The sequence below is a fragment of the Dysgonomonas mossii DSM 22836 genome, assembly GCF_000213575.1.
Classification (GTDB): domain Bacteria; phylum Bacteroidota; class Bacteroidia; order Bacteroidales; family Dysgonomonadaceae; genus Dysgonomonas; species Dysgonomonas mossii.
Map to the genome: position 1 here is coordinate 209,271 of NZ_GL892008.1, position 25,078 is coordinate 234,348.

Annotated in this window: 15 protein-coding genes and 1 tRNA gene; 5 read left to right on the plus strand and 11 right to left on the minus strand. The window is 40.0% G+C overall.

The genetic code is table 11. The annotated features are described in order from the left end of the window. Positions 1-105: 105 nt before the first annotated feature. Both HMPREF9456_RS12595 and HMPREF9456_RS12600 read right to left on the minus strand, forming a co-directional pair. Positions 106-1,059: a FecR family protein gene (locus tag HMPREF9456_RS12595; RefSeq protein ID WP_006843921.1), complete on the minus strand. Its 954-nt coding sequence runs from the start codon at positions 1,057-1,059 to the stop codon at positions 106-108. A gap of 153 nt (positions 1,060-1,212) precedes the next feature. Continuing rightward, complete coding sequence (locus HMPREF9456_RS12600) at positions 1,213-1,800, minus strand: RNA polymerase sigma-70 factor (protein ID WP_006843922.1); 588 nt, start codon at positions 1,798-1,800, stop codon at positions 1,213-1,215. A 628-nt stretch (positions 1,801-2,428) separates the two neighbouring features. Here HMPREF9456_RS12600 and uxaC point away from each other — a divergent pair. The 5 genes from uxaC (at position 2,429) to HMPREF9456_RS12625 (ending at position 8,441) form a co-directional block, all read left to right on the plus strand. Beyond that, entirely contained in the window at positions 2,429-3,835 is a 1,407-nt protein-coding gene (uxaC, locus tag HMPREF9456_RS12605) for a glucuronate isomerase (protein WP_006843923.1), read from the plus strand. A gap of 109 nt (positions 3,836-3,944) precedes the next feature. After that, positions 3,945-5,099, plus strand: coding sequence for a DUF4861 family protein (locus HMPREF9456_RS12610; protein ID WP_006843924.1), 1,155 nt, complete (start codon positions 3,945-3,947; stop codon positions 5,097-5,099). Positions 5,100-5,127: 28 nt separating this feature from the next. Continuing rightward, positions 5,128-6,165, plus strand: a complete 1,038-nt coding sequence (locus tag HMPREF9456_RS12615; protein ID WP_006843925.1) for a sugar kinase — start codon at positions 5,128-5,130, stop codon at positions 6,163-6,165. Positions 6,166-6,320: 155 nt separating this feature from the next. Beyond that, positions 6,321-6,995: a bifunctional 4-hydroxy-2-oxoglutarate aldolase/2-dehydro-3-deoxy-phosphogluconate aldolase gene (locus HMPREF9456_RS12620; RefSeq protein WP_006843926.1), complete on the plus strand. Its 675-nt coding sequence runs from the start codon at positions 6,321-6,323 to the stop codon at positions 6,993-6,995. Positions 6,996-7,004: 9 nt separating this feature from the next. Beyond that, entirely contained in the window at positions 7,005-8,441 is a 1,437-nt protein-coding gene (locus HMPREF9456_RS12625; RefSeq protein ID WP_006843927.1) for an MFS transporter, read from the plus strand. A 102-nt stretch (positions 8,442-8,543) separates the two neighbouring features. Here HMPREF9456_RS12625 and HMPREF9456_RS12630 read toward each other — a convergent pair. From HMPREF9456_RS12630 to HMPREF9456_RS12670, 9 genes are all read right to left on the minus strand, one after another. Beyond that, positions 8,544-8,614 (minus strand) — tRNA-Gln (locus tag HMPREF9456_RS12630). A 35-nt stretch (positions 8,615-8,649) separates the two neighbouring features. Beyond that, positions 8,650-9,942 (minus strand): tyrosine--tRNA ligase, encoded by a 1,293-nt coding sequence (gene tyrS, locus HMPREF9456_RS12635; RefSeq protein ID WP_006843928.1) that lies wholly within the window; start codon positions 9,940-9,942, stop codon positions 8,650-8,652. 386 nt (positions 9,943-10,328) lie between these two features. Then, positions 10,329-12,824, minus strand: coding sequence for a glutaminase domain-containing protein (locus tag HMPREF9456_RS12640; RefSeq protein WP_006843929.1), 2,496 nt, complete (start codon positions 12,822-12,824; stop codon positions 10,329-10,331). A gap of 28 nt (positions 12,825-12,852) precedes the next feature. Then, positions 12,853-15,027, minus strand: coding sequence for a hypothetical protein (locus HMPREF9456_RS12645; RefSeq protein ID WP_006843930.1), 2,175 nt, complete (start codon positions 15,025-15,027; stop codon positions 12,853-12,855). Positions 15,028-15,268: 241 nt separating this feature from the next. After that, positions 15,269-16,087 (minus strand): DUF3823 domain-containing protein, encoded by an 819-nt coding sequence (locus tag HMPREF9456_RS12650; RefSeq protein WP_006843931.1) that lies wholly within the window; start codon positions 16,085-16,087, stop codon positions 15,269-15,271. A 23-nt stretch (positions 16,088-16,110) separates the two neighbouring features. Further along, positions 16,111-18,165 (minus strand): RagB/SusD family nutrient uptake outer membrane protein, encoded by a 2,055-nt coding sequence (locus HMPREF9456_RS12655; protein WP_006843932.1) that lies wholly within the window; start codon positions 18,163-18,165, stop codon positions 16,111-16,113. Positions 18,166-18,203: 38 nt separating this feature from the next. After that, entirely contained in the window at positions 18,204-21,383 is a 3,180-nt protein-coding gene (locus HMPREF9456_RS12660; RefSeq protein WP_006843933.1) for a SusC/RagA family TonB-linked outer membrane protein, read from the minus strand. A 21-nt stretch (positions 21,384-21,404) separates the two neighbouring features. Then, entirely contained in the window at positions 21,405-22,871 is a 1,467-nt protein-coding gene (locus HMPREF9456_RS12665) for a glycoside hydrolase family 76 protein (RefSeq protein WP_006843934.1), read from the minus strand. A 100-nt stretch (positions 22,872-22,971) separates the two neighbouring features. Beyond that, complete coding sequence (locus HMPREF9456_RS12670; protein ID WP_018075012.1) at positions 22,972-24,789, minus strand: carboxypeptidase regulatory-like domain-containing protein; 1,818 nt, start codon at positions 24,787-24,789, stop codon at positions 22,972-22,974. Positions 24,790-25,078 lie beyond the last annotated feature (289 nt).

Sequence of the window (25,078 nt, forward strand, 5' to 3'; positions counted from 1 at the left end):
ATTTACGGCCTGTCAATGTTACAGCATTGGCAGGTTTTATTATGTAAATGGCAGGAGAGTGATTGTTTACTTTTTTTTATTTCATAGGCATATTTAAGGTTTTATTTATAAAATTGTTATTACTCCTGTCTCCGGATCTTTTTTATAAGTAAATTCTGATGATAATTGCAATATTTTCAAAGCATGATCGATTCCATCAGAAACACGTATTTTTCCTCGATTATAACTAATGGTAGGGATATTTTTACTTCGTATTTCTATTTGAACATTAAAAATTTGCTCAAACTTGGCCATAAGCTCTACGAAAGATATATCATGGATGCTTATAATTCCTTCAGTCCAAAGATACTCATCGTGATTTTCTATATTTTTCAGATGTAAATGCCCGTCTTTAAGTGTAACTACTTCATTGACTTTCATTATGATGGGATTCTCTTGGATCAGTTTATTTGTTAATTTTATTGACCCAGACATTAATGCCACCGAAAAGCTTTTTAATGATTCATCTGCATTGATATTAAATTTTGTACCAAGCACCTCAATGTTACAAGCGTATGTTTCTACTATAAAGGGGTGTTTTTCATCATGTTTAACATTAAACATTGCTTCACCGGATAATTTTACAAGCCGTTGATTTCCTGAAAAGACAGAAGGGTATTCCAACTTTGCACTCGAATTAAGCCAAACTTCTGTCCCATCACCCAATGTAATTTGTACTCGTTGCCCTTCGGGAACATCTATCATTGTTTTTTGGTTAGACAGATTGTCTATTTTATTTGAAATGTAATTATATCCTATTCCTGCTGCAAGAATTATTGCTATAGAAGCAGCTACTGATATTTTTGCAAGTCTTGTAAATAGTGAAACCCGAGGTGAAGTTTTGTCTGAAGTCATTTTTTCTAAATCAGGTGCGCACAAAGCCATACCCTCCATTATCAATTGCATGGAATCTAACTCTTTGCGATGTTCGGGGTCCGATTCGAGCCAATCAACCAAAAGCCTTTCTTCCTCCGGTGTTGTTTCACATTTTAAAAACTTTATAAGTAATTCTTTTTCCATACTATAATAAAGACACTTAATAGCTGACTGTTTGCAATAATGTATATATAATTTTTATTTTTTAAAGAGATCTTCTCCTCTCTACTATATAAAGACACATGAGCAATAACTATTTGCAATCGAAAAATGAGATTTTTATATTTTACAAAGATTTTATAGGAGAAACTTCCAAATAGCCAATGTGATAAGTAATGGAAGGTAATCCTTTAGAGACAACCGAAGTATCTGGGTTGCTTTTCTAATTTCAAAGTTTACCTGATTAAAAGATAAGCCAAATTTTTCTCCTATTTCTTTATAAGTCATATTTTCAAAACGATTAGCTAAAAATATTTTGCGTGTTTTTGAAGGCATATTAGCCAATTCTCGTTTTATAATAGTACTAATTTCCTCCGCATAAAGACCCTTTGGGTCGTTTGTCTCAATAGTTGCTATACGTGATGATATGACACGTAAAGCTGTAGAATGAATATCTTCTTGTACCTTTAGATGTATACTTTGATCTCGTAACCAATTTAAACACCGATGTTTGATAGAAATCAAGATGTATGAAGGTATATTCTGAACTATTTCCGTTTTATTTCTATTTTCCCAAAAAGATATGAAGCTATCCATAACTAAATCTTCTGCAACCATAGCATCTCGGACATAGGAGCGAGCAACCATCACAAATTGTGGCTTATACTGTTCAAATAACTTTCCAAATTCAGCAGATGTTATTTGTGTAAATACATTCTGAGACATCCTCAATCAAATTTATAGTCTTATTACGATTACTTTAGTTGATCAGAATCAGACTTTTGTGTTTTTCTTAATTAGATTATATGTTACTTATATATAAAGACACATGAGTCAATATTATTTGTAATCAAATATAAATTATATATTTTTCTATAGCAAACTTACGGCTCGTTTAAATTCGGTCTAGGTTATATGGATTCGTTGTTTTTCTCCAATACTTCGTTAAATTCTTTATATGAGTTTGTATAAATATCTACTGAGACTCTTATCACACAATCAATTTATAGCAGATGATATTTGGAGAATTAGGAATTTTTGCTAGTCTATAAATTTATATAAATCCGTCAATGTATTTTAGAATCGAATATCAAGAGGGTATCTCTTAATTTATGACTTGCCCTTATAAGTTACAGATACAACATAAATGTTTTAAAACATTTTTTAGCTCTTAAAAACTTCATAACAATTTATTATATTGCAACTTATCATACATAAGACAAATAATGTGTGCGCACACAGATTGTTTAATTACCATTAATCGCTATATTTGCAATAGTTTGTGTGTGCGCACACAGTACATAAAGCAAGTTAACAGACGAATCTGATTGAAGAAAATAAAACCATAGAGCTCATGAAACACTTTCTAGATGACAATTTCGTATTGCAAAATGAAACAGCTCAACAGTTATATCACGAGCATGCTAAATCCTTGCCTATCATAGACTACCATTGTCACCTCGATCCTAAAATGATTGCAGAAAATTATCAGTTCGATAATTTGGGGGAAATCTGGTTAAGTGGAGATCATTACAAATGGCGTGCAATGCGCACCAACGGCATTAACGAAAGGTTTTGTACAGGAAAGGATATCAGCGATTGGGAAAAATTTGAGAAATGGGCAGAAACAGTACCCTACACCATGCGTAACCCGCTATATCACTGGACGCATCTGGAATTAAAGACTGCCTTTGGGGTTACCAAGTTATTAAAACCTGAGACAGCAAAAGAGATATATGATGAATGCACAGCGAAACTTCGCACACCCGAATTCTCGGCTCGGGGATTGATGAAGCATTACAACGTTGAGGCTGTGTGCACCACAGATGATCCTATAGATTCATTGGAATATCACATAGCCTTAAAAAATGAAGGCTTCTCTATAAAAGTACTCCCTACTTGGCGTCCCGATAAAGTAATGGCGATAGAAGTACCTCATGTATTTCGCACGTATGTAGAGAAGCTATCCGAAGTTTCAGGTGTATCAATCAGTAACTTTACCGACCTGATTACTGCTCTTCGTAAACGTCACGACTTCTTTGCCAATGTCGGCTGCAAGCTCTCTGATCATGGTATGGAAGAATTTTATGCCGAAGACTATACTCAGACGGAAATAGAGGCTATTTTCAACAAAGTATATGGAGGCAAAGAGCTATCACGTGAAGAGATCATCAAATTCAAATCTGCCATACTCGTAGAAGGGGCAATCATGGATTGGGAAAAAGGCTGGACTCAACAGTTTCATTACGGTGTCATCCGAAACAATAATACCCGCCTATTTAAACAAGCAGGAGCAGATACAGGCTTCGACTCCATCGGCGATTTTACAGTAGCTAAAGCATTGTCGAAGTTTCTTGACAGACTCGACGTTGACAACAAATTAACTAAAACAATCATATATAACCTGAATCCACGCGATAATGATATGATTGCAACCATGATTGGCAACTTTCAGGATGGCTCTGTTGCAGGAAAGATACAGTTCGGATCGGGCTGGTGGTTCCTCGACCAAAAAGCGGGGATGGAAGCTCAAATAAATTCTCTATCAAATCTTGGACTACTGAGCCGCTTTGTAGGCATGTTAACTGATTCACGAAGCTTTTTGTCATACCCTCGTCACGAATATTTTCGTCGTATACTATGCAACCTCATAGGGACAGATGTTGAACAAGGATTACTCCCCTATTCCGAATTGCCGTTTCTGGGCAAATTGGTTGAGAACGTATCGTATTATAATGCTAAAAACTTCTTTAAGTTCTAAAGATCAATCTTAAAATATAAAATCGGACTGGTGGCGATATGGGCACTTTCTCTACTGACAAGTTATATTAAACCTTAAGCAGAATTGTAAACTCAAAAAATCAATAGAAATGAAGAAATTATATTTCATAATATTATCTACGATATTCTTATTAGCTTGTTCCGAAAAGGATGTTATAATCACGATCGAAAACCCGACAGATTTTGATCGGATGACAGAACTGGTAGAAATACCAATCGATAGCATTAAGAATAGGATTGTGGTATCAGATAGTCTAGTTTATGTCATTAAAACGACCGAAGGTGAAATTATACCTTCGCAAGTTACATACGATCGTAAGATTATTTTTCAACCACAACTAAGAGCAAACGAGTCAAAGTCTTTTATGATAGAAACGGGAGAGGTTCAGCACTTTACACCAAAAACATTCGGACGGCTTCTTTCGGGACATAAAGATGGCTTCGTTTGGGAAAACGACCGTGTGGCGTTCCGTATGTATGGTCCTGCCGGTATGGAAACGAATAGTCCCGGGAACGGTATAAATATCTGGTACAAACGCACAAATAATCTTATCATAGACAAATGGTATAAAGAGGATGCTTCGGGAACAATATCCTATCAAGAAGATCCGAGCGAAGGACTCAATGATTATAAGACAGGTTACAGCCTTGGAGCAGGTGCTATGTCTCCTTATGTAGACAGCAAACTTTGGTTGAACGAAAATTTTGTATCAGAAGAACTGCTTGATAATGGTCCATTGCGCACAACATTCAAGTTGACTTACAATAATCTGAATATAAACGGACAATCTGTAGCCGAAAGCAGAACAATCTCGTTAGATGCAGGCTCTCAATTATCAAAAGTTATTCAGGCATATACCATAAAAGAAACAATGCCTGTAGCTGCCGGCTTTGTTAAACGAGAGAAAGGAGATTCAATTGTCAGTTCTTTAGACAAGAACTATATTATTTACGCCGAACCAACAACTCCCAAAACGTCCGGCGTATATCTAGGACTTGTTTTTCTTCAAGGTATGACAGAAAACAAAATAGATACCTATGAGATTATTAATCCTGTAACAAATAGAAAAGAAAAACACTCCCATGTTCTAGGCATTACAGCCCAACAACCCAACATTCCGGTAACATATTATACTGGTTACGGTTGGTCTGAATTTGGGTTCCCTACATTGAGTGATTTCGAAAGATATATCCAAACCTTTTCGGAAGGGTTAAAACAGCCATTGATAATTAAATATAACTAAACGCTAGAATATTATTAGAATCAAGACAATGAAAAAAGTAGTAACATTCGGGGAAATCATGCTACGCCTTAGTGCTCCCGGATATCAAAGATTTATACAGTCTACAAGCCTGAATGCTACATTTGGAGGCGGAGAGGCCAACGTAGCCGTATCACTATCCAACTATGGTATCCCTACCGACTATGTAACCCGCTTGCCCGAGAATGATATAGCAGAATGGTGCATCTCTGATCTGAGAAAGTACAATGTAGGTGTTCAGAATATTATACGAGGTGGTGACCGTGTCGGCATTTATTATTTGGAGACAGGTGCAGTAGCCCGTGCTTCGAAAGTTATCTACGACAGGGCAAATTCTGCGATGGCAGACATAAAACCCGGAATGGTAGACTGGGAAGAAGTATTTAAAGATACCCAATGGTTTCACTGGACAGGCATTACCCCGGCTCTATCGCAAGGGGCAGCAGATGCATGCTTGGAAGCCATCAAAATAGCAAACAAAAAAGGAATTACTGTTTCTACAGACCTCAACTACAGAAAAAATCTCTGGAAATATGGCAAGTCAGCCTCTGATATTATGCCGACCTTGGTTGAAGGTTGTGATATCATTTTAGGCAATGAGGAAGATGCCGAAAAAGTTTTCGGTATCAAGCCCGAAGGTTTTGACGTAGCACATACAGGTGGAGATGTGGATGCCGCAGAATTTGAGTCGGTATGTACTCAATTGAAGAAACGCTTCCCCCGTGCTAAGAAAGTGATTATCACATTGCGTGGGTCGATTAATGCAAATCATAATACATGGGGAGGTTGCTTATATTCCGATAAGCTTTATCAATCCAAAAGGTATGACATCACACACATCGTTGATCGTGTGGGCGGAGGAGACTCTTTTATGGGTGGGCTTATCTACGGACTCATCACCTACCCTGCTGACGATCAGAAAGCACTTGACTTCGCTGTGGCGGCATCATGTCTGAAACATACAATATATGCCGATTATAACCTTGTAACGGTAGCCGAAGTAGAGAACCTGATGAAAGGGGACGGCTCGGGGCGTGTTTCAAGATAAAAATGGGAAAAATAGTAAATAACTAAAATATGAACAGCAAGCGGGTATGATAACTCGATCCATTGTTTTTATTGATATATATGTAAAACATACCTACTTGCTTGTTCATGCTTTTTGATATAATACCTTTTAATTCTAAAATAAGACGACTGTAGATGGCACGATTTTCAAGAATAAAAACCTGTCAGGTAATGGCAGAGACAGGAATGGTTCCTGTTTTTTATCATAGCGACCTCGAAACCTCCAAACAGGTACTCAAAGCTTGTTATGAAGGAGGTGTAAGGGTATTTGAATTCACCAATCGAGGTGATTTCGCTCATGAAATATTCGGAGACCTGAATAAGTGGGCAGCCAAAGAATGCCCCGAAATGATACTGGGTATCGGATCGGTTGTCGATGCCGGTACAGCTTCTTTGTTTTTACAGCTTGGAGCCAACTTTGTAGTAGGGCCACTATTAAACCCTGACATCTTCAAAGTGTGCAACCGTAGGCAAGTAGCATATATTCCCGGTTGCGGATCGGTATCCGAAGTTGGTTATGCACAAGAGTTAGGAGCAGAAGTAGTAAAGATATTTCCGGCAGGCGATGTGGGAGGTCCTTCATTTGTAAAGAATCTAAAAGCACCAATGCCTTGGTCGAATATTATGGTGACAGGCGGAGTAGAACCATCTGAAGAGAATCTGACGAAATGGTTTAAAGCCGGTGTTACTTGCGTAGGCATGGGATCAAACTTGTTCCCGAAGGAGATTATCGCAGCAAAAGATTGGGGTAGAATAACGCAGATATGCAAGATGGCTCTTGAGATAATAGCTAAAGCAAAAACAATATAAAAATACCTTATGAATACCGGAAAAACAAAAATGACAAATTACAGGTGGACTATCTGCCTGATGCTTTTCTTTGCTACTACGATCAATTATCTCGACAGGCAAGTACTATCCCTTACTTGGGACGAATTTATAAAGCCTGAATTTCATTGGGATGAAAACCACTATGGAACAATCACTTCCATGTTTTCTTTTATATATGCAGTCTGTATGCTATTTGCAGGTCGTTTCATCGACTGGATGGGCAGCAAGAAAGGCTTCCTCTGGTCTATCGGAGTATGGTCGGTAGGTGCATGCCTTCATGCTGTCTGCGGACTGGTTACCGAAGCACATGTCGGGCTACATAGTGCAGCAGAATTGGCTGCCGCTACAGGCGATGTTGCTGTAGTAATAGCTACCTTCAGCATGTATTGCTTCTTACTAGCCCGTTGCATATTAGCCTTGGGCGAGGCGGGTAACTTCCCGGCAGCAATCAAGGTAACAGCTGAATACTTCCCGAAGAAAGACCGAGCTTATGCAACCAGCATCTTTAATGCCGGAGCGTCTATTGGCGCATTAGTAGCTCCACTAAGTATCCCTTTGCTGGCAAAGTGTTGGGGATGGGAAATGGCTTTTATCGTAATTGGAGCATTAGGCTTTATTTGGATGGGCTTTTGGATATTTATATATGACTCACCGGCAAAGAGCAAGCATGTAAATGAGGCTGAACTGACATACATAGAACAAGACCGAAATGAAGAAGGCATTATAGATACCGGTAAAGCGGAGGATGAAAAGAAGATACCTTTTTGGAAATGCTTCTCATATAAACAGACATGGGCTTTTGCCGCAGGCAAGTTCATGACTGACGGGGTATGGTGGTTCTTCCTCTTCTGGACACCTTCATATCTGAATACACAGTTTGGAATAAAGACCTCCGAAGGATTGGGTATTGCATTGATATTTACGCTATATGCAATCACCATGCTTTCTGTTTTGGGAGGAAAATTACCAACCATCATCATGAACAGGACAGGAATGAATCCATACGCCGCACGCATGAGAGCGATGCTTATCTTTGCTTTCTTCCCGCTGGTTGTATTGTTTGCACAACCGCTGGGTACTATTTCGCCTTGGCTACCAGTCATAACCATTGGTATAGGCTGTGCAGCACATCAATCATGGTCGGCTAATATTTTCTCTACCATAGGAGACATGTTCCCGAAAGGAGCTATTGCATCCATCACAGGGATAGGAGGTATGGCCGGAGGAATAAGCTCTATGATCTTGCAAAAGTCTGCCGGAAAGCTCTTCGTTTACTCAGACGAAGTACAGCTTACATTTATGGGATTTGAAGGAAAACCGGCAGGATACTTTATTATATTCTGTATATGCGCTTTTGCCTATCTTATAGGTTGGGTTATAATGAAGAGCTTAGTTCCTCATTACAAACCGATAACCGATTTATAAGGTTTTAATTTTGTAAACACTAGGTCGATTAATAAAATGAGGCTATTCTAAAAAGAGGAAGAGGCTGTCCCCCAGAAAAGAAGGACAGCCTCTTTAGTTTTGTTGTCTCACTAGGATTCGAACCTAGACAGGCAGATCCAGAAACTGCAGTGCTACCATTACACCATGAGACAATATTACTTTTGCGAGTACAAAAGTAATAATTATTTTATTTTGCGATCAACAGGAAGTAATTTTTCTTCCCTTTTTGTGCTATTATATATTTTTCGGCTATAAGAGACGAAGCGTCAATAGCATCGTCAAAGTTTTCCAGCTTCTCTTTATTGATCATTACACCTCCCGCTTGCACAGTCTTGCGCATTTCTCCCTTCGAAGGAAAAACAGCAGCTTTCTCTGTCAACAGATCAACAGCCTTGATTCCTGCCGCAAGCTCATCTTTCGAGATATCGAACGTTGGAACGCCTTCAAACACCTGAAGGAAAGTTTCCTCGTCCAGCTTCTTCAAAGCATCAGCAGTAGCATTTCCAAATAGGATATTTGAAGCTTCCACAGCCTGATTATAATCTTCTTCAGAGTGAACCATTATGGTTATTTCTTTAGCAAGACGCTTTTGCAATGCTCTGAGATGAGGTGCTGCTTTTTGCTCAACAACCAAGCCTTCTATTTCTTCTTTGTCGAGTGCTGTAAATATCTTGATATATTTCTCTGCGTCTTCATCGCTTACGTTCAACCAGAACTGGTAAAACTTATAAGGAGATGTATATCTTCTGTCGAGCCATACATTACCAGATTCTGTTTTACCGAATTTAGTACCGTCGGCTTTAGTTATCAGAGGACAAACAAGGGCAAAAGCCTCTCCTCCCGCTTTACGGCGAATAAGCTCTGTCCCTGTGGTGATATTTCCCCACTGATCGGAACCTCCCATCTGAATACGACATCCTAATGTCTGATATAAGTGAAGAAAATCGTAACCTTGCATCAATTGGTATGAGAACTCAGTAAAAGACATTCCTTCCGAAGACTCTCCGTTAAGACGTTTCTTAACAGAATCTTTAGACATCATATAGTTCACTGTGATATGCTTTCCTATGTCGCGGATAAAGTTAAGGAAAGAGAAATCTTTCATCCAGTCATAGTTATTTACCAATAAGGCTGCATTGGGTTTGTCAGACTCGAAATCGAGAAATTTAGCAAGTTGCTTTTTCAACGATTCCTGATTATGGCGGAGAGTTGCTTCGTCCAATAGGTTACGTTCGGCTGACTTCATAGAAGGGTCACCTATCATACCTGTTGCTCCTCCGATGAGAGCTATCGGGCGATGTCCTGCACGTTGAAAATGCTTCAAAATCATTACGCCCACCAAGTGTCCGATGTGCAATGAGTCGGCTGTAGGATCGATACCCACATAGCCCGAAGTTAATTCTTTTTGCAGTTGCTCTTCCGTACCCGGCATGATTTCATGGATCATACCTCTCCATCTTAATTCTTCAACAAAATTCATCGAATCAGTTTTATTAATGTACTATGTAACTAAATTTTAGTTAGTGTGCAAAAATACGACCTTATTCCGAATAGAAAAAAAGTTATTACAAATAATTTAGTATCCATTCTTTACTTCTTTTTACTTAATAATCATATTTCTAAGATCAGTGAGGAATAAAAGGTGACAATTACCAAAAACAACATTGCGCTATATAACAACACTTTACCCCTCAAAAGGTGACAAAAGTGACACTTTTCACCTCATTTTTTTCTGTCACCTTCTTATTGAACCTCTGTCCTTATATAGATAATTTTTTAGGGTACTTGATAATAATGAACTCCAACAAAAAAAGAAGGCTCACAAATAATTTGTGAACCCCCTTCCATGAAATGGTTGCCTAAAACCTATTTACTTCCTTTTAGTTTTTCTTCCAGCATTTTGATATAATAGCCTCCGACTACCGAACGGGCTTTAAATCCTCTGTAGTTTGGCTTATCTGTAAATACCCAATCCGACATCGGTATTCTGTCTACTGTCTCGTTCATAAACAAATGCAGCGGATCTATAAACTTCTCGAATGTCGCTTTATCATCAGCAAGCGTAGCAGTCCATATTATCCAGTCTGTCTTGGTATATGTTTCACGATTGTCGAGAGGCAGTCCGTATCTGTTTTGCTTACCTAAATAATAAGCAATTTCTTTCTGAGCCACTTCGTCAGGGAATATATTCATCTTTAGAAGCTTATTCCATACCAGATTATATTTCTGACTCCATGTTCCCGGTTTGTCGAATGTAAGGCGATAATGATCTCCATCATCAGCCATCTTCATCCACTCTTGTGCCATTTCTCTGGCCTTAGCCGTGTACTTCTCGGCAACATCTTTCTTTCCGAGCATATCTGCAAGCTTGCCATACGAAGCAACACCCATAATAGCCTTCACCGACAAATTCACATTGTGAGCAAAGTGACCGGCAAAGTCGTCTGTACACAACTGATTCTCCGGATCGAGACCGTATTCCACAAGGTAATCCGTCCATGTAGTCAGTACATCCCAATGTTTTTCTGCATATTTGGCATTGCCTTCCATGGCTGCAATAGCAGCTGTAAGAGCGAGCATATTACCTCCTTCTTCTATCGGCATGTCACCCCCGTAGGTTTGTCCGTTAGCCAATGGATAAGTACCAACATCATGAGCAGGGAACGGTTTTGTCCATTTACCACTTTCGCTATAATAGAATATATGATTTAATAAACCTTTAGCCAGCTCAGGATTGTAATACAAGAACAACGGTGCTGACGGATATGTTACATCCACTGTACCAATAGAGCCATTACTGTTGTTTTCTTTCGACAAGAATAGTAAATCCCCATTCGGCGCTTTCACCAATTTGTGAGCTGTAATGGCTTGACGATATGCCAAAGCACAAAGTTCTGCATATTTCTTTCCTCCCGCCAGAGTTGCTTTATCCATTAGCTCTTTATCAAATGTATAGCATTTTTCTATCAGCTTGTCATATTCTTTATTTGCCGCATGAAATTGTCCTGCGATAGTCTGGTTGCCGTCCTGATTCCAATATGGACGAAGGTTATCTCCAAAATATTGTATCGAATAAATATCATCATAACCAACCATTACTTTTCCTGAAAAGCTTTCGACAGAGCCGAGATTATGCGTCAAAGACATTTTCGACTTTTCATTTTCTCCTGAGGTTGCCTGCCCGTCTTGAACGTTGTTGACGAAATTAGTTCTCAAAGTATTGCTCTCTCCAATATTAACCGATACATTATTTTTTTCGGCTACGAGATAGAAATACCCCCAATCGATGCGCAGATCATCGCCTTTTTTAGCAAGTATGTTCTGCTCCTTGCTTCCCGATTTAAGGAATAACAAACCGTTATCTTCAAAGCTCTGGCTTACCGATTCCTGATAAGGTTGGTCAAGAGCCCAGCGTGGAGAAGCTTCGAAGTATATTTGTACATCATGAGCCTTTCCGTCATTAGCCACAACCTGATAGGTAATGTAATTTACAGGACGAGTCAGTAGCTTCAAATCATCCATAAACAGGGGTGCAGAGAAGGTCAATTTCAGATCAACCTCACCACAAGCAAATGTGTAATGCGTTTGTGTAGCTTGCACATCCACAGATTTTTGCACAGCCGTTTTTTCGAGAGCTGTATGCATCTCTTTCTGTACCAGCAAACCAAAATCCAACAGTCCGTTACCCACAGGGTTCTTACAATGAGCGGCTATCAGATTATCACCTTTCTTTAGTGCATTCACAACATCTGCCGACAATTTAATCATTGCATTTTTGTTGCATGTCGAACCTGTATTATGTACTTCAATACCATTGATGTAGAAAACGGCATCATCATCGTTCGAAAACTCCAAATAGATTTGTTTTCCTTGTACATCCTCATCTAAAACGATATGTCTTCTGACCCAGATATTTTCTGTTGTCCAATCTGTTTTAGCTGTAGGCTCATTTATTTTTGTACCGAATGCGCCTTTGTCTTTTTTCCAAGACGAATCGTTGAAATTATTATCTTTCCAGTTAGCTGCCGGCTGGGTAGTCGTGTAGCTTCCATACCATTCGCCTTGCTCCGATGTTGGAACAAGCGGGTTTAACTCTACATCTTCAGTACCCATAAAACGATAGGCAACGCCATCCACCTTTATAGCTCCTATAAGCGGAAAGTCTTTTCCTGTCCAGTGCTTTACAGCTCCATCGTACAGATTGTCTGTCATAGACCACGCACTGGTGTATGGGTCTATTGTGACCAAAGGATACGCAGGGGCTCTTAATTCATTTTTAACCACTTCATAATCTTTCACACCACTGCTTTTACAGGCGAGTAAGCCAAACAGCGGAAGAAGATATAACACAATGCTCTTCATGCGATTTTCTTTTTGTTTTGTATATAATTTACCATTTAATATTAACTGATACTCCCTCCGGATTATTCTCAAATTCCAATAAATAAGTCTTGGTCTGCTGATCCCATGCATTAGCCAAGAATTCTTCTTTGCCGTTTACCGATACGCTCACAGGTTTTCGGGGTAGTAAAACACGAGATGCGTTCGTGGTATTTATAGGACTTTTTGCAATAAACGAATACGAGCCCTTACCTACCTTTTCTTCGTATACACGGCATGCAGTGGCAAGCACCTGCGGACGTTGTTTGTTTGCCACTCTGTCGATATTCAGCAAGAGCGCTTGTTCTCCCGGATTTACGGTCTTAGATTGGTATACAGGTAGCTTGGGGTCAAATAAGTCAATGAAATTCCCTTTTATTATATAAGGCTCATTGCTCACACTTTCGTCGAGCACAGCAACCAGATCATACGCTCCTCTTTGGAGATAGAAATTGTTTTTAAAGATCAGCTTCCCTGCATTTGCTTTTTGCTCGTACATTCTTTTCACTACATCGAGCAATTGCTTATCGTTATCGGCTTTTAGAACAAAGTCTTTTGGATCGGTTCTGATAATATAAACAGTTCCTTTTCCATAGCTGTATTCTCCTTCTTTGGGAGATGAAGATATATTCATCTGCTCGAATAGATGGTTAGACGGAGCAGTATATTTATTGCCCCCTGTATTCCACCATTCCTGTACAGTCTGAAACGGATCGCTATCGAGCCCGCTATAAACCAACACACCTCCGGCTTTCACCCACTGAGCGATATATGTATGAGCTTCGGGAGACAAAGGCTTCATATTCGAATAAGACATAAGCAATACCTTCGTATCGGCTAATGCTTCTTTATAACCTAAGTTTTCTATATGAGCTGTTTTCACAGGTACTCCTCGTTTAAGGAAAGGCAACGCCTGTCCGTAGAAATTTGCCAACTGAGGATCTTCATATCCTGCGTGTGTAGGAAATCGCTGAAACATCAGTGAGTTTGCCATCAGCACGCTTATACCCCGCGAGCCAGTCACCTTATTATCAGACAGAGGCATGCTGTTCAGCGAGTTTACCATTATTTGCATTTGTGTAGAATAGTGTCTTGGTATTTTTTCCTTTTTGTCACTATTCGCACTTGTTCTGTAAAGCCCTTCATAAATACGTTCGGGCCAAGGCATTATTTCATAATTTGCTATATTGGGGTATAGCAATTGAGCCGTAAAGGTTGCCTGATAGTTCTTTTTGTAATCTGCCCAGTCTCTCGGCCAGTCTTCGATCGGATCGGTGAGGAAGAACATCTTTCTGCCTGTGGGTGCAGTCATCGACTCCATAGACCCATATTCGAGAAACGCTGTTTCGAAGACTCTCTCTTTTACTTTTCCATCAAAGTAGTTTGGTTCTCTTGACGTACCCGTCCATACTTGGGCTATATATCCGTCTACACAATCAAGAGACGCCAAACTTGCTTCAGGGCTAACTATCATCCATTGCGAATAATTAACCAGTGAGTGTGTGGGCACATAACACTTCACATCAATTCCCCGACTCTTACCATATTCTTTAGCGTATGTAAACACTTCTTTGAGTGCATTGTAATACAATTGATATTTTAGTTTATTGGCTAAATATGTATTTTCGGGAGACTCGTGTTGTGGTCTCCAGTCAAAACCATAATAGCTTTTCCATTCTCGTTTGAAGGCTTCACTATAGCCTGCACGAGCCCAAAATTCGGGTTCTTCCATAAATACGGCGTCGATGCCTGCATCGATCACCCGCTTTACATGTCTTTCCTTTATATATTTCAGGTAGTTCTGTGTAGGAACGATATAAGGAACCATATGTCCATGCCATATCGTATCTCCATTTTGTTGCACCTGACCTTCGTCAAGATGCATTTTGCCATCCCATTGTCCTGTAAAGTAGTCTTGGTATTCGCCCCAAGCTATGCCTGTCATGAAGTGAGCAATATAACCTCTGTCGCGCCACGATTGCACACGTTCTTCAAACGGTATTCTTTTCGATTTATCAGAAGGGTTTCCACCTACTCCATATACCATCACCGCATCGGCTCGGGTATCTATTGTTGGTCTCCACTCTCGTGAAGTCTGGAATGTGGTTTTAACATTGTCTTTGGTTTGAGCCCCCAGCTGAAGGCCAAGCCCCAAAAGGCATAAGATTAATACATTCTTTTTCATAATAAGGTAATAGCCAAGTTAATTTAATTTGTTTAAGATCAGTATCAAGTTACATAGAAGATAACTTTTTGCATAGAGAGCAAAGGCTTGTCAAAGGGCATTTTCTTTATATATTACAAACCTCATTAGTATACATCTGCAAATATAACCTGATTTAGGATAATAAATAAAAATTTAAGGTTTAAAGCCTAACCGGCAGGTCAATTACTTTAAACCTTAAATCTAATTTACTTTCTCTACATTATGGAATCATCACCTCCATTGGCTCATTATAATTCCATCTACGTGTTCCACTTCCTTTCGGTGTATCGTAATTGATACGTGCAGCAGCACGAATAAATACAGTTCTTCCGGAAGGAATAGGCTTTTTGGGATTAGATTCGATCGTAATCGTTTGACCAAACAAAGAGTTGAAAGCTGAACCTGTATATTCTATTTGGTTCGACCATCTCTCGTCACGGGCACGGTATCCTACTGTTGACGAATAGCTAACGAACAACTGAATATCAGTCATATTCAAAAAGCTATTATTATAACTTCCCATCGGTTCTATTTTTGCACGGAAGTCTTCTTCAGACACAGCGCGCGTAACCTTTACCTTGGCTTTAATTATACCATTTGTAACAGTAGGCTCTTCTACCCATTCTACTTTGAGAAAAGGTTGAACTTCAAACTTAACCTTAGTTTTGCCCTTTATATCCATTATTTTGGTATCGTCTGCCAAAAGAATGCCATCGGCTTCGCGGATGAGAGGAATAAAAGGTCCATCGATACGGATATTATAATTTCCTTTAAACAATTTTGTATTTCTAAACGATCCGTCAGGCATACAATAAAAATAAGGATTATGTAAAACATTATCGCCCCAACTAAGTTCTGTTAAACTCACACGGATACCTTCGCTACCTTGATCGGTAAGCACACGCTCGCCGGTAGCCACGTCTACTACTTCTCCTTCCAGTGTTTCGGCCGGCTCATCGTAATTGTCCATCTTGAACAAATCGCAGGAACTGAAAGATAGCAGTACGCATATTAAAGAATAAAATACTATTTTTTTCATATTCTGTGTTTTATTATTGCTCATTATCTATTTGGCTGTTGATCAATCACTAAGCTCTTAGCAACTTCTCCATTAGGGATTTCGAAATAATAATCGATCGGATTATACTCGAATGTTCTCAAACCTACCATTTGGAAATGGGCATCGAAGAAATATTTACCTGTTTGAGTAGAAAGGAACGGATACAATCCACGGAAACGATAACGAGAGTTATTGCTGTAAGCATCCTTATTCCGTGTTTCACCCCAAAAGCCATCACGTCCATCGTAATGTTGTACACGCCAGCGTCTCAAGTCCCATTTAGTCTTATGCTCAAAAGCAAGTTCTTTACGTCTCTCTTTGCGCACAGTATTGCGTCCTTCTACAGATGAAGTAAGGTTAGAAGTAAGCTTGGTTGCTCCTGCGCGTTCGCGAATCTCGTTTACTGCATCTGTTGCTACTTTCAACAAGTCTGATCCGTCAGGAGACGGCTCTCCTGCCAATGACAATTCTACAGCAGCCTCTGCGGCATTGAGCAATACATCAGCATAACGCATCAGGATAAATGGTTGCTCCGATTTTCCTTCTGCTGCCACAAAAGCAGGGTCAGGATTTAGCCATTTACGTCCATAAAGCCCTGCCATTGCAGATTCTCCCTGATCGTAGAACGGACCATTTGCTCCGGAAGCTGTTATTGTTTGCCCATTGAATTCTACCTTTTCAGGATTTTCTGATTTTGGACTCAGATACAATGTCTTAGGTTTCTGTGTATAAACATCCAAATGCTGGTAATACGTTTCGGCATTAGCATACGAATAATCCTTGAACAAAGGCTTAACCGGTGTTGAGCCTGTGTATACTCCCGCACGAATTTCAATTTCCTTGCCTTTAAACATATCTCCGGGGAATATTACATAAGCACGCAATCTTGGCTCTGCATTTTTGAAAAAGTCCATTGGCTTATCATACAATATATAGTCACCGTTCGTATTCGATGTTCCTGTTGTTACTTTAACTGTTCCATCAGCATAGCGAGCAAATCCGTCAAACAACTCAAGGAAGTCAAGAGTAGGACATGTTCCCGACGACAACGGTGCACGGAATATGAATGGCGCACTATATGCATCATACCCGTGAGTTAGAGTTGGGTACACATATTTTCTCACATAAATATTCTCAAGGCTCGAAAGGTCACTAAACATATCCACCATATTCTGGTATTGTGCTTCTCGATCTGTAGCCGACCATTTTTTCTTATAGAGAGAATACCCTCCGGTCTGCATTACTTCACGTGCGGCTTTATATGCTTCTTTGAAATATCTCTTGGATGCACTTTGCCATGTATCTTCACCAAAACCAATTACACGAACACCGGTCTTCTGACCAAAGCCGGTAAGACGTCCTGTTACAGTTTCGTTGTATTTAGCAACACTTCCTGCATATAACATTGCTTCCGATTTGAAAGACAGAGCTACATATTTGTTAGCGTAACCGGACTTTGGACTGGTTGGGCTCAACAATGAAGCTGCTTGATCGAAGTCGGCAAGAATCTGATCCCATGTTTCTTCTTCGCTGGCACGTGGTACTTCTAGCGCCTCTTTCTCATTGGGATACTGCATAACCTTTGTTACCAATGGAATTCCACCAAAACGACGAGCCATAGCATAAAATACAAAGGCACGCACAAAGTATCCTTCTCCTAAATAATGATTGTATGTCTGTTCCTGAAACGAATCTTTATATTTAGGTAGTGTCTCGAGCAAATAGTTGGCTTTGCGCAACAATGAGAATGCATTTCCCCAATAGGCTGTGCGTTCGCCTGTGAAAGTCTTACATATACCGTCACGATTAAGGGCTTCTCCTGTTCCTTCTATACCCATCGATCCGAGCCATGAGTTGAATTCTACACCCCATTCGCCCATATATTTGAAATCCTCGAAAGGCATATTGCTGTACATAGTCGCCATGTAAATATCCATACCCGACTCATTGGTAAGAAGGTCTTCATCGGTAATCAGATTTTTTGGCGGAATATCTAGATCGTTGCAAGCAGCAAAGAATAACATGCTTAGCAAAGACAGTATTAATATTTTTTTCATATCTATCAAATTTATTATTTCGTTACTAATACAAGTTTTTAGAACGTAAGAGACATACCAACGGTGTACGTTTTATTGAGTGGATACAAACGTCCCAATTCATCATCCGGGTGCTCAGGGTCAACAAATTTCACTCCTGTTATAGTAAATAGGTTGTAAGCATTGGCAAACATGCGCAATCTCATAGACGACAATGCCTTTATCTTAGGCAATGTATACCCTAGTTCGATACTCTTTAGACGCAGATAAGCTGTGCTTACACGGTTGAACTCAGAATCTGGGTCAGGATAATGTCCTGTATAGCCATAGTAACCCGATACCCATTGTGTTGCCGGATCGTAAGGATCTGCAAACGGATCTACCGGATGCCAACGATCAAGGAACTGAGTAAGTGTACCACCACCATTGCTACCCCATATAGCATACAATGGTTCTTGGTATTTCATAGAACCAAGTGCTGATCCTTGCAACAATATATTCAGGTCGAAATTCTTGTATTCGAAATCAAAGTTGAAACTGTAATTCAACCAGGGTGTTTGGTCATACGCATAAGGGTGTTTATCCAAATCACTTATTTCACCATCGCCATTCCAGTCTACATATTTATAGTCGCCCGGTAAAAGTCCACGATCTTTATAGATCGGATAAGACCAGATATCTTTCCAGTTCTGATAACGTCCGGCAGAAGTATAGCCGAACTGTACTCCCTGATAACGATTAGTCAAGTTGTCGCTACGCCATCTGTCGTACGAGTTTGCCCAAGGTCCTTTTTCGGAAGCGATCATGTGTTTTTGACGGGTAATTGTACCAATCGCTTTTACACGATATGAAAAATCATTTATCTTGTTACGGTGTGATAGTTCAAGATCTATACCGAAATGACGGTCACTGTCCAGATTTTCATTTGGAGCCTCAGCACCTACTACGGTAGGCAGATCTCCTTTGCGACGGGCAAACATACCTTCGCGACGACGATCAAAATAATCGGCGGCAAAACCAAACAATCCGTTCCATCCTTCAAAGTCTACCCCAACATCGAATGTGCGAGACTCGTACCAAGAAATGCCTACATTAGGAAGCGGCTTGGTAGATGCGGCAGAAATATATTTATCTCCGATGATGAATCCCGGTGCATATTGATTGTAATATCCCGAAGCTGAGTTAGAGTTTGTAGCAGGATAGTTATATCCATTTGCCCACTCATAATTCCAATTACTAGACAAGTCATCTCCTAACACCCCGTAGCTAGCACGCAGTTTCAACTGATTTATAAATGATAAGGCAGAAACTGATTTGAAGAAAGGCTCTTCAGATATACGCCATCCTGCCGATACAGAAGGGAAGAATCCCCATTGGTGTCCTTTTGCAAATTTAGAAGATCCATCGTAACGAAATTGGGCTTCGAGAATATAGCGGCTGCCATAAGCATAATTTATCCTACCTATCATTGCGGCATTGGCTTCCTCATAAAGGTCATTGTTGCCAATATTCATACCGCCCAACTGATTTTCGTCCACACCCGCAAATAGGTAATCTGTAGAAAATGCAAGCTCACGCTGTGCATAGAAATTATCACCGGTACGCTTTTGTGTTTCCATACCAACTACTCCACCAAAAGTGTGCTCACCGAAAGTACGGTTGTAGTTCAACAATAGCTGGCTTAGAATCTGTTGCTTATTGTATGATTCGCGACGAAGACGGCTTGGTGAACTGGCATTGAATAATGCCTGATCATAAGAACCAGTAACCTCATTGTATGCATATTGATAGTATTCTTTACGATATGCCTTATTGTTATCCATACGGTAATTGAAACTCACTAATGCTTTTGCCGATAGGCCTTTCAATACGGGAGCAACAACACCTAAATCGTAATTAAGGGATGCCGAAGATTGAAAATATTTTTGTTGATATTTTCTATATCCCGATATATCGGAAGTCATTTGTGCTACGGCATTCTCCTGCATTTCCAACCCTTGATAATTTAGCATTGTGTTTTCAGGGTCAGCATACGCCGGATTCAAAACACCTTGTCTCCAATAGGTACGAATGATATTTACAGCACTTGTATATGGATTGTTACGCTCATCGGCAACACCACTTAAATTAACATCAAAAGTTAACCCGTCCAGAATCTTAGTAGTAACGTTAGCACGAAGATTATATTTATTATAATTAAGGTCGCCCGACTTAAAGAACCCTTCCTGATAGAAGTACCCCATGCCTACATAGAACTGAGTTTTGTCGTTACCGCCGGTGATGCTTAAATCATGTTGTGTTTGAGGTGCATAATTAGAGAACAATAGGTCTGTCCAATTCGTTGTGCGGCGAGTTCCGTTGCGAAAAGCTTCAAAATCTTCCTCTTTATAGATGATACTTCCCCCATTGATATTGTTCATCGACCTTTCGTTGTACAATGTCATAGTCTGGTAAGGGTCGGCAAGAACCGGCATACCCGATGGCTTTTGGAAAGTATATGTACCGTTATAAGAAACTGATGTTTTTCCGTCCTTCGATCCTTTCTTGGTGGTTACCAATACAACTCCATTTGCCGAACGAACCCCATATATAGCTGCCGAAGCATCTTTCAGAACAGAGATATCGTCAATATCATTTGCATTCAAGCGTTGAAATTCTTCTGTAGTACTCGGAATACCATCAATAACGACCAATGGTGCACCTAGTCCGCGAATGTCAAAGTTGTTATTGAATGTACCCGGCTCAGCACTTTTTTGCCATACACGCACCCCGGCAATTTTACCGGTAAGCATATTCTGAGGGTTTTCGTTCTTGGTTTTCAGCATCTCGTTCCCTTTGATGCCGGCAACAGCTCCGGTTAAAGTAACCTTCTTCTGTACGCCATAACCAACAACTACAACATCATCTAGTGTAGTTTCGTCAACGGTCATTGCTACATTGATCAGGCTACGTCCGTTCACCTTCTCTTCTTTGGTTCCATATCCCAAGAATTTAAAGACCAACGTAGCATTTGCAGGAGCATCGATAGTATATTTACCATCTATATCTGTGATTGTACCAACAGTCGTATTCTTAATTGCTACACTCGCTCCGGTTACAGGCTCATTGTTTTCGTCTGTAACTATACCCGATATGGTCTTGTTTTGAGCCCATAGCGAAGGCGCAAAGACAAGAAAGAGCATCATTAAAATGCAGGAACACAAAAATTGCATCCTTCTGGCATGATGTGTTTTTATCATAACAATATAAATTTAAGTTAGTTAATTTTTCTCCAATTCGTATCGTGCTAAGGTTGCGTATTCGGCAGCAAAAGCGAATGTAAACATCCCTTCCAGTCTGTTATTTACATTTTCGCGGCTCCAGCCAACCAGCAGATTTGCAGGAAGTAATCCTCTATAGAAGAAGTTATCGTATCCGTAATCCAAATTCTTCTGGAAGGTATCGATATATTGCGATGCGTTTTTGTAAGATGAGTATGCATCTACATATCCACGCATCAGTACGCCATTAAACCAGTTGTTGAAACCAATCAGGTCGTAGGTATAGTATCCCGGAACATTAAGACCAAGTTTTGCAAAATATTTGAAACTTGCATCCGATAGTTTTTTTCCATCTTCCAGATATACATTTTCCCCTGTTGCACGATACAGATCGGCTGCGCCTGAAATCATCGAACCGCAATTGTACGAATAAGGAGTACCTGTACGATCGCGCAGATTGGTGTGCTTGCGATATTTTACACCATTCACGGTTTCGTATGCCACATCACAGTTAGGGTCGCAACCACCCATCATATCATGGTATACACCATCTTCACGCAAGAGGTTTGTTTTTTGCCAGTCATAAACTGCTTTAGCAAATTTCAGATAGTATTCGCTCTTTTTCACAGTTGCCGATTTGCGGCTATTATCTGTAGCAATATACTTATAGGTAATTTCATCATTCTTACCTTTATAGAGCTCTGACAGCCAAACTAACGGGCTAACTACAGGACCATTACTACACGAGTGTTTTGTTACATAGCCCGGCCCCCAAGGAATACCGCCATATTCTTTACCATTGCTGTCGAGAACACAGTCCCAACCATCGAGCACGTATTCTGTTAGATACTCCGCTTCTGTGAGATAAGTATTATTTCCGGTAAGCTTATAAGCCTCCAACAATTCACGTATCAGCCACTGCTGATCGTCATATACATTGTGTATCCCTTCTACCAGTGCAGTTCCTTTGGCATTACCTCTATCTACGCCGTACACAGACCAGTCTTTAGTCTGCGTATATGAAGTAAGACTAAATGTTCCTTTATAATACGCGGCATTGGTATACAGCTTGTTCAACAATTCGGTATAGCGGTTGAAATTCTTATCATAAAGTTCGGCTTTGCCTTTCTCCTTGTGAGCTTTCAACCCGTGTAATATTGCGTTCACAGCCTCGATAGAGCTGGTGTACATCCATACACTTCCCTTTTCGTCAGAGCCGTCTCTATTCGCATTGGATTTAGTATAAGGATTATAAAATCTCGACATTGCCATTCCTTCGCCTTTGAAATGATAAAGCATGGCACTATCTACCATTTGCATAGCACGAAGGATGTTCTGCTCGGCAAGGTTATCGGAAGTAATAATTCCCGGTTTTTTGCCTCCTCCATTGTCTATCTCGGAATTATCGCTGCATGCAACGGTTATTACCAACAAAGAACAAAGAATAGTTGTTACTATTTTTTTCATTTTTTCTATTTTTCTTGTATCTCAGTGTACTCTCTGCATAGACAATCTTTTTTACCATACTGTCGTATGCAGAGGATTCACTAAGACCACAACATTTTTATTAATTTAGATTGATACTATAGAATACCAGCTTGCTTTCGTCACCGTTGCTTTCGCCTTTGTACACGCCGAATGCCAATACGACATTGCTGCCGTTGAACTGTGACAGATCGTACACAAATGAAGCATAGGCTTCAGGATCACCGGCTCCACCCGCACCGTGCTTGAATTTCCAACAGCCGTCTGCGGCAGCGGAAGCTTCTTGAGCGGTATTCGATTTTGGAGCGACATGCACGATTGTTCCGTCTTCTTTGATTGCAGTCAGCTTAAAGAATGTATAGTTACTTCCAAAGTTACGAGTCTTCAAAGTCAACTGGTTACTACCTGTTGCTATAGCAAACTTAGAATAAAAGTATGCTTCGGGCTCTTTGGTATTAACAGCAGTGCCTGAGCCTCTGGTCTTAATCAAGTAACCTTCGGACGGGAATACTTCCGGGTCTTTGTGAAGAGGGACAAATGACCATTCGTGTCCTATATGAGAAACATTGCGCCATGCTCGGTATGCAGCCGGATATCCGGTTGCCATGTTTACATCTCTTCCCGCACTGATAGGACTTATACCGGTAAACGACTTCTTGTTATGTGGCATTGTTGACCTTACCATCTCGTGAGTCAGCTTCCAACCATCTATTACTTCTGTTCCGGGTATCCAATCCCAGTTAGTTACATTTTCTTGGGCAAAAGCAATACGACGAAGGACTAATTGTTTCCAATAATCTCCGGTTTGTTGACGATAGATACCAATAGCCACAATCACTTCTTTACCAACATACGCACTCAGGTCGAAATGATAGTCTGCATAGTTTCCTGACCCGTGTGTTTTTGTATCGCCTACTTTTACAGCTACGGGATCAGCAGCCGAAAGGTCTATTACCTGTACTCCGAAATATGCAGGCGCAGCGGGATCAGCATTATGCGTACGAAGTCTCACAGAAAGAATTTTATTATCTTCTGTTATTTTTTTGCTACCGTATGTAAATGAATCAAAAACGTCTAAATCGGCAGGATTCTTTTGATCTGCACCATCGTTTCTAATGCGTAACGTAGTTCCTTCCCATTGCTCTTCCCAGTTGCCCCAGAAGGTAAGGGAACACATATAGTCACATGCCCAATCCCAATGAGGATACGCATCGGCATTACCACCACCACGGTATTCATTGTAATACCATTTATCGGCAGTTACCAAATCTTCTGCGGTTAAACCTCGTAGCAGTTCAACGCCACCCATTCTTAGATCTATTGTTGCAACACCATCAACGAAATCACTTTTGGTTATTGTTTTGGTTATTGTTACATAGTTTGCTTTAGTAAACGTTACGGTGTAGTCGTTTGCCACTAAATTTTTAATTTCAAACTTACCATCACTTCCCGATGTAGCACTTTCATCAGCACTTACACTTACTGTTACGCCGGCAAGAGGAGCTCCTCCGTTTTTAGCATCAGTAATGGTACCGACAACTTTTGCCGAGGCATTTACCATTTTTACACTTGTAGTTGCTACTTTGTTTGCATCGAATTTACCGGCAGTAATAGTTACACCAATTGTTTGAAATCCATCCTTTGAGAATTTTACCGAATGGGAATCAATAGATACGTTCTGGGCAGTATATTTGCCATCACTTCCTGTAGTCACTGTTTCCTCTACACCCGATATGGTAACAGTAACACCACTAATAGGAGCATCCATCTCATCTAATACAATCCCCGTAACAGTGCCGTAATCGACACGTTCCGATTCATCATCACTACATGAGGCTGCTACAGATACTATGCCGCCAAGCATAGCTACGAACAGAAATGTTCGCAAAATTTTCTTCATTAAAATCATGTTATAAAAGTTAAGAGTTAACATTAATTAGAAACATCAATGTACATAGGCTGATTTTTGGTTGGTTGATTAATAGATTTTGGTTATTTAATTATTTTTCTTTTATGATACAGCTCGACATATTTATTGCCTGCTATCATTTTTACCAAAGATTGGCGCTCAAAGGTTAATTATTGGGTTAAATTTGGGTTATTAAGTAAAAAAAACATTAATCTTGTTCTTTTTACCTTATTATGTGGACATTATAAGAAACTATGAAAAACCAGTTAAAACGGTATTA

Excerpts from the sequence above, each read along its gene's own strand:
- HMPREF9456_RS12595 (WP_006843921.1), bottom strand. The coding sequence starts at position 1,059 with ATGGAAAAAGAATTACTTATAAAGTTTTTAAAATGTGAAACAACACCG.
- HMPREF9456_RS12600 (WP_006843922.1), bottom strand. The coding sequence starts at position 1,800 with ATGTCTCAGAATGTATTTACACAAATAACATCTGCTGAATTTGGAAAG.
- uxaC (WP_006843923.1), top strand. The coding sequence starts at position 2,429 with ATGAAACACTTTCTAGATGACAATTTCGTATTGCAAAATGAAACAGCT.
- HMPREF9456_RS12610 (WP_006843924.1), top strand. The coding sequence starts at position 3,945 with ATGAAGAAATTATATTTCATAATATTATCTACGATATTCTTATTAGCT.
- HMPREF9456_RS12615 (WP_006843925.1), top strand. The coding sequence starts at position 5,128 with ATGAAAAAAGTAGTAACATTCGGGGAAATCATGCTACGCCTTAGTGCT.
- HMPREF9456_RS12620 (WP_006843926.1), top strand. The coding sequence starts at position 6,321 with ATGGCACGATTTTCAAGAATAAAAACCTGTCAGGTAATGGCAGAGACA.
- HMPREF9456_RS12625 (WP_006843927.1), top strand. The coding sequence starts at position 7,005 with ATGAATACCGGAAAAACAAAAATGACAAATTACAGGTGGACTATCTGC.
- tyrS (WP_006843928.1), bottom strand. The coding sequence starts at position 9,942 with ATGAATTTTGTTGAAGAATTAAGATGGAGAGGTATGATCCATGAAATC.
- HMPREF9456_RS12640 (WP_006843929.1), bottom strand. The coding sequence starts at position 12,824 with ATGAAGAGCATTGTGTTATATCTTCTTCCGCTGTTTGGCTTACTCGCC.
- HMPREF9456_RS12645 (WP_006843930.1), bottom strand. The coding sequence starts at position 15,027 with ATGAAAAAGAATGTATTAATCTTATGCCTTTTGGGGCTTGGCCTTCAG.
- HMPREF9456_RS12650 (WP_006843931.1), bottom strand. The coding sequence starts at position 16,087 with ATGAAAAAAATAGTATTTTATTCTTTAATATGCGTACTGCTATCTTTC.
- HMPREF9456_RS12655 (WP_006843932.1), bottom strand. The coding sequence starts at position 18,165 with ATGAAAAAAATATTAATACTGTCTTTGCTAAGCATGTTATTCTTTGCT.
- HMPREF9456_RS12660 (WP_006843933.1), bottom strand. The coding sequence starts at position 21,383 with ATGATAAAAACACATCATGCCAGAAGGATGCAATTTTTGTGTTCCTGC.
- HMPREF9456_RS12665 (WP_006843934.1), bottom strand. The coding sequence starts at position 22,871 with ATGAAAAAAATAGTAACAACTATTCTTTGTTCTTTGTTGGTAATAACC.
- HMPREF9456_RS12670 (WP_018075012.1), bottom strand. The coding sequence starts at position 24,789 with ATGAAGAAAATTTTGCGAACATTTCTGTTCGTAGCTATGCTTGGCGGC.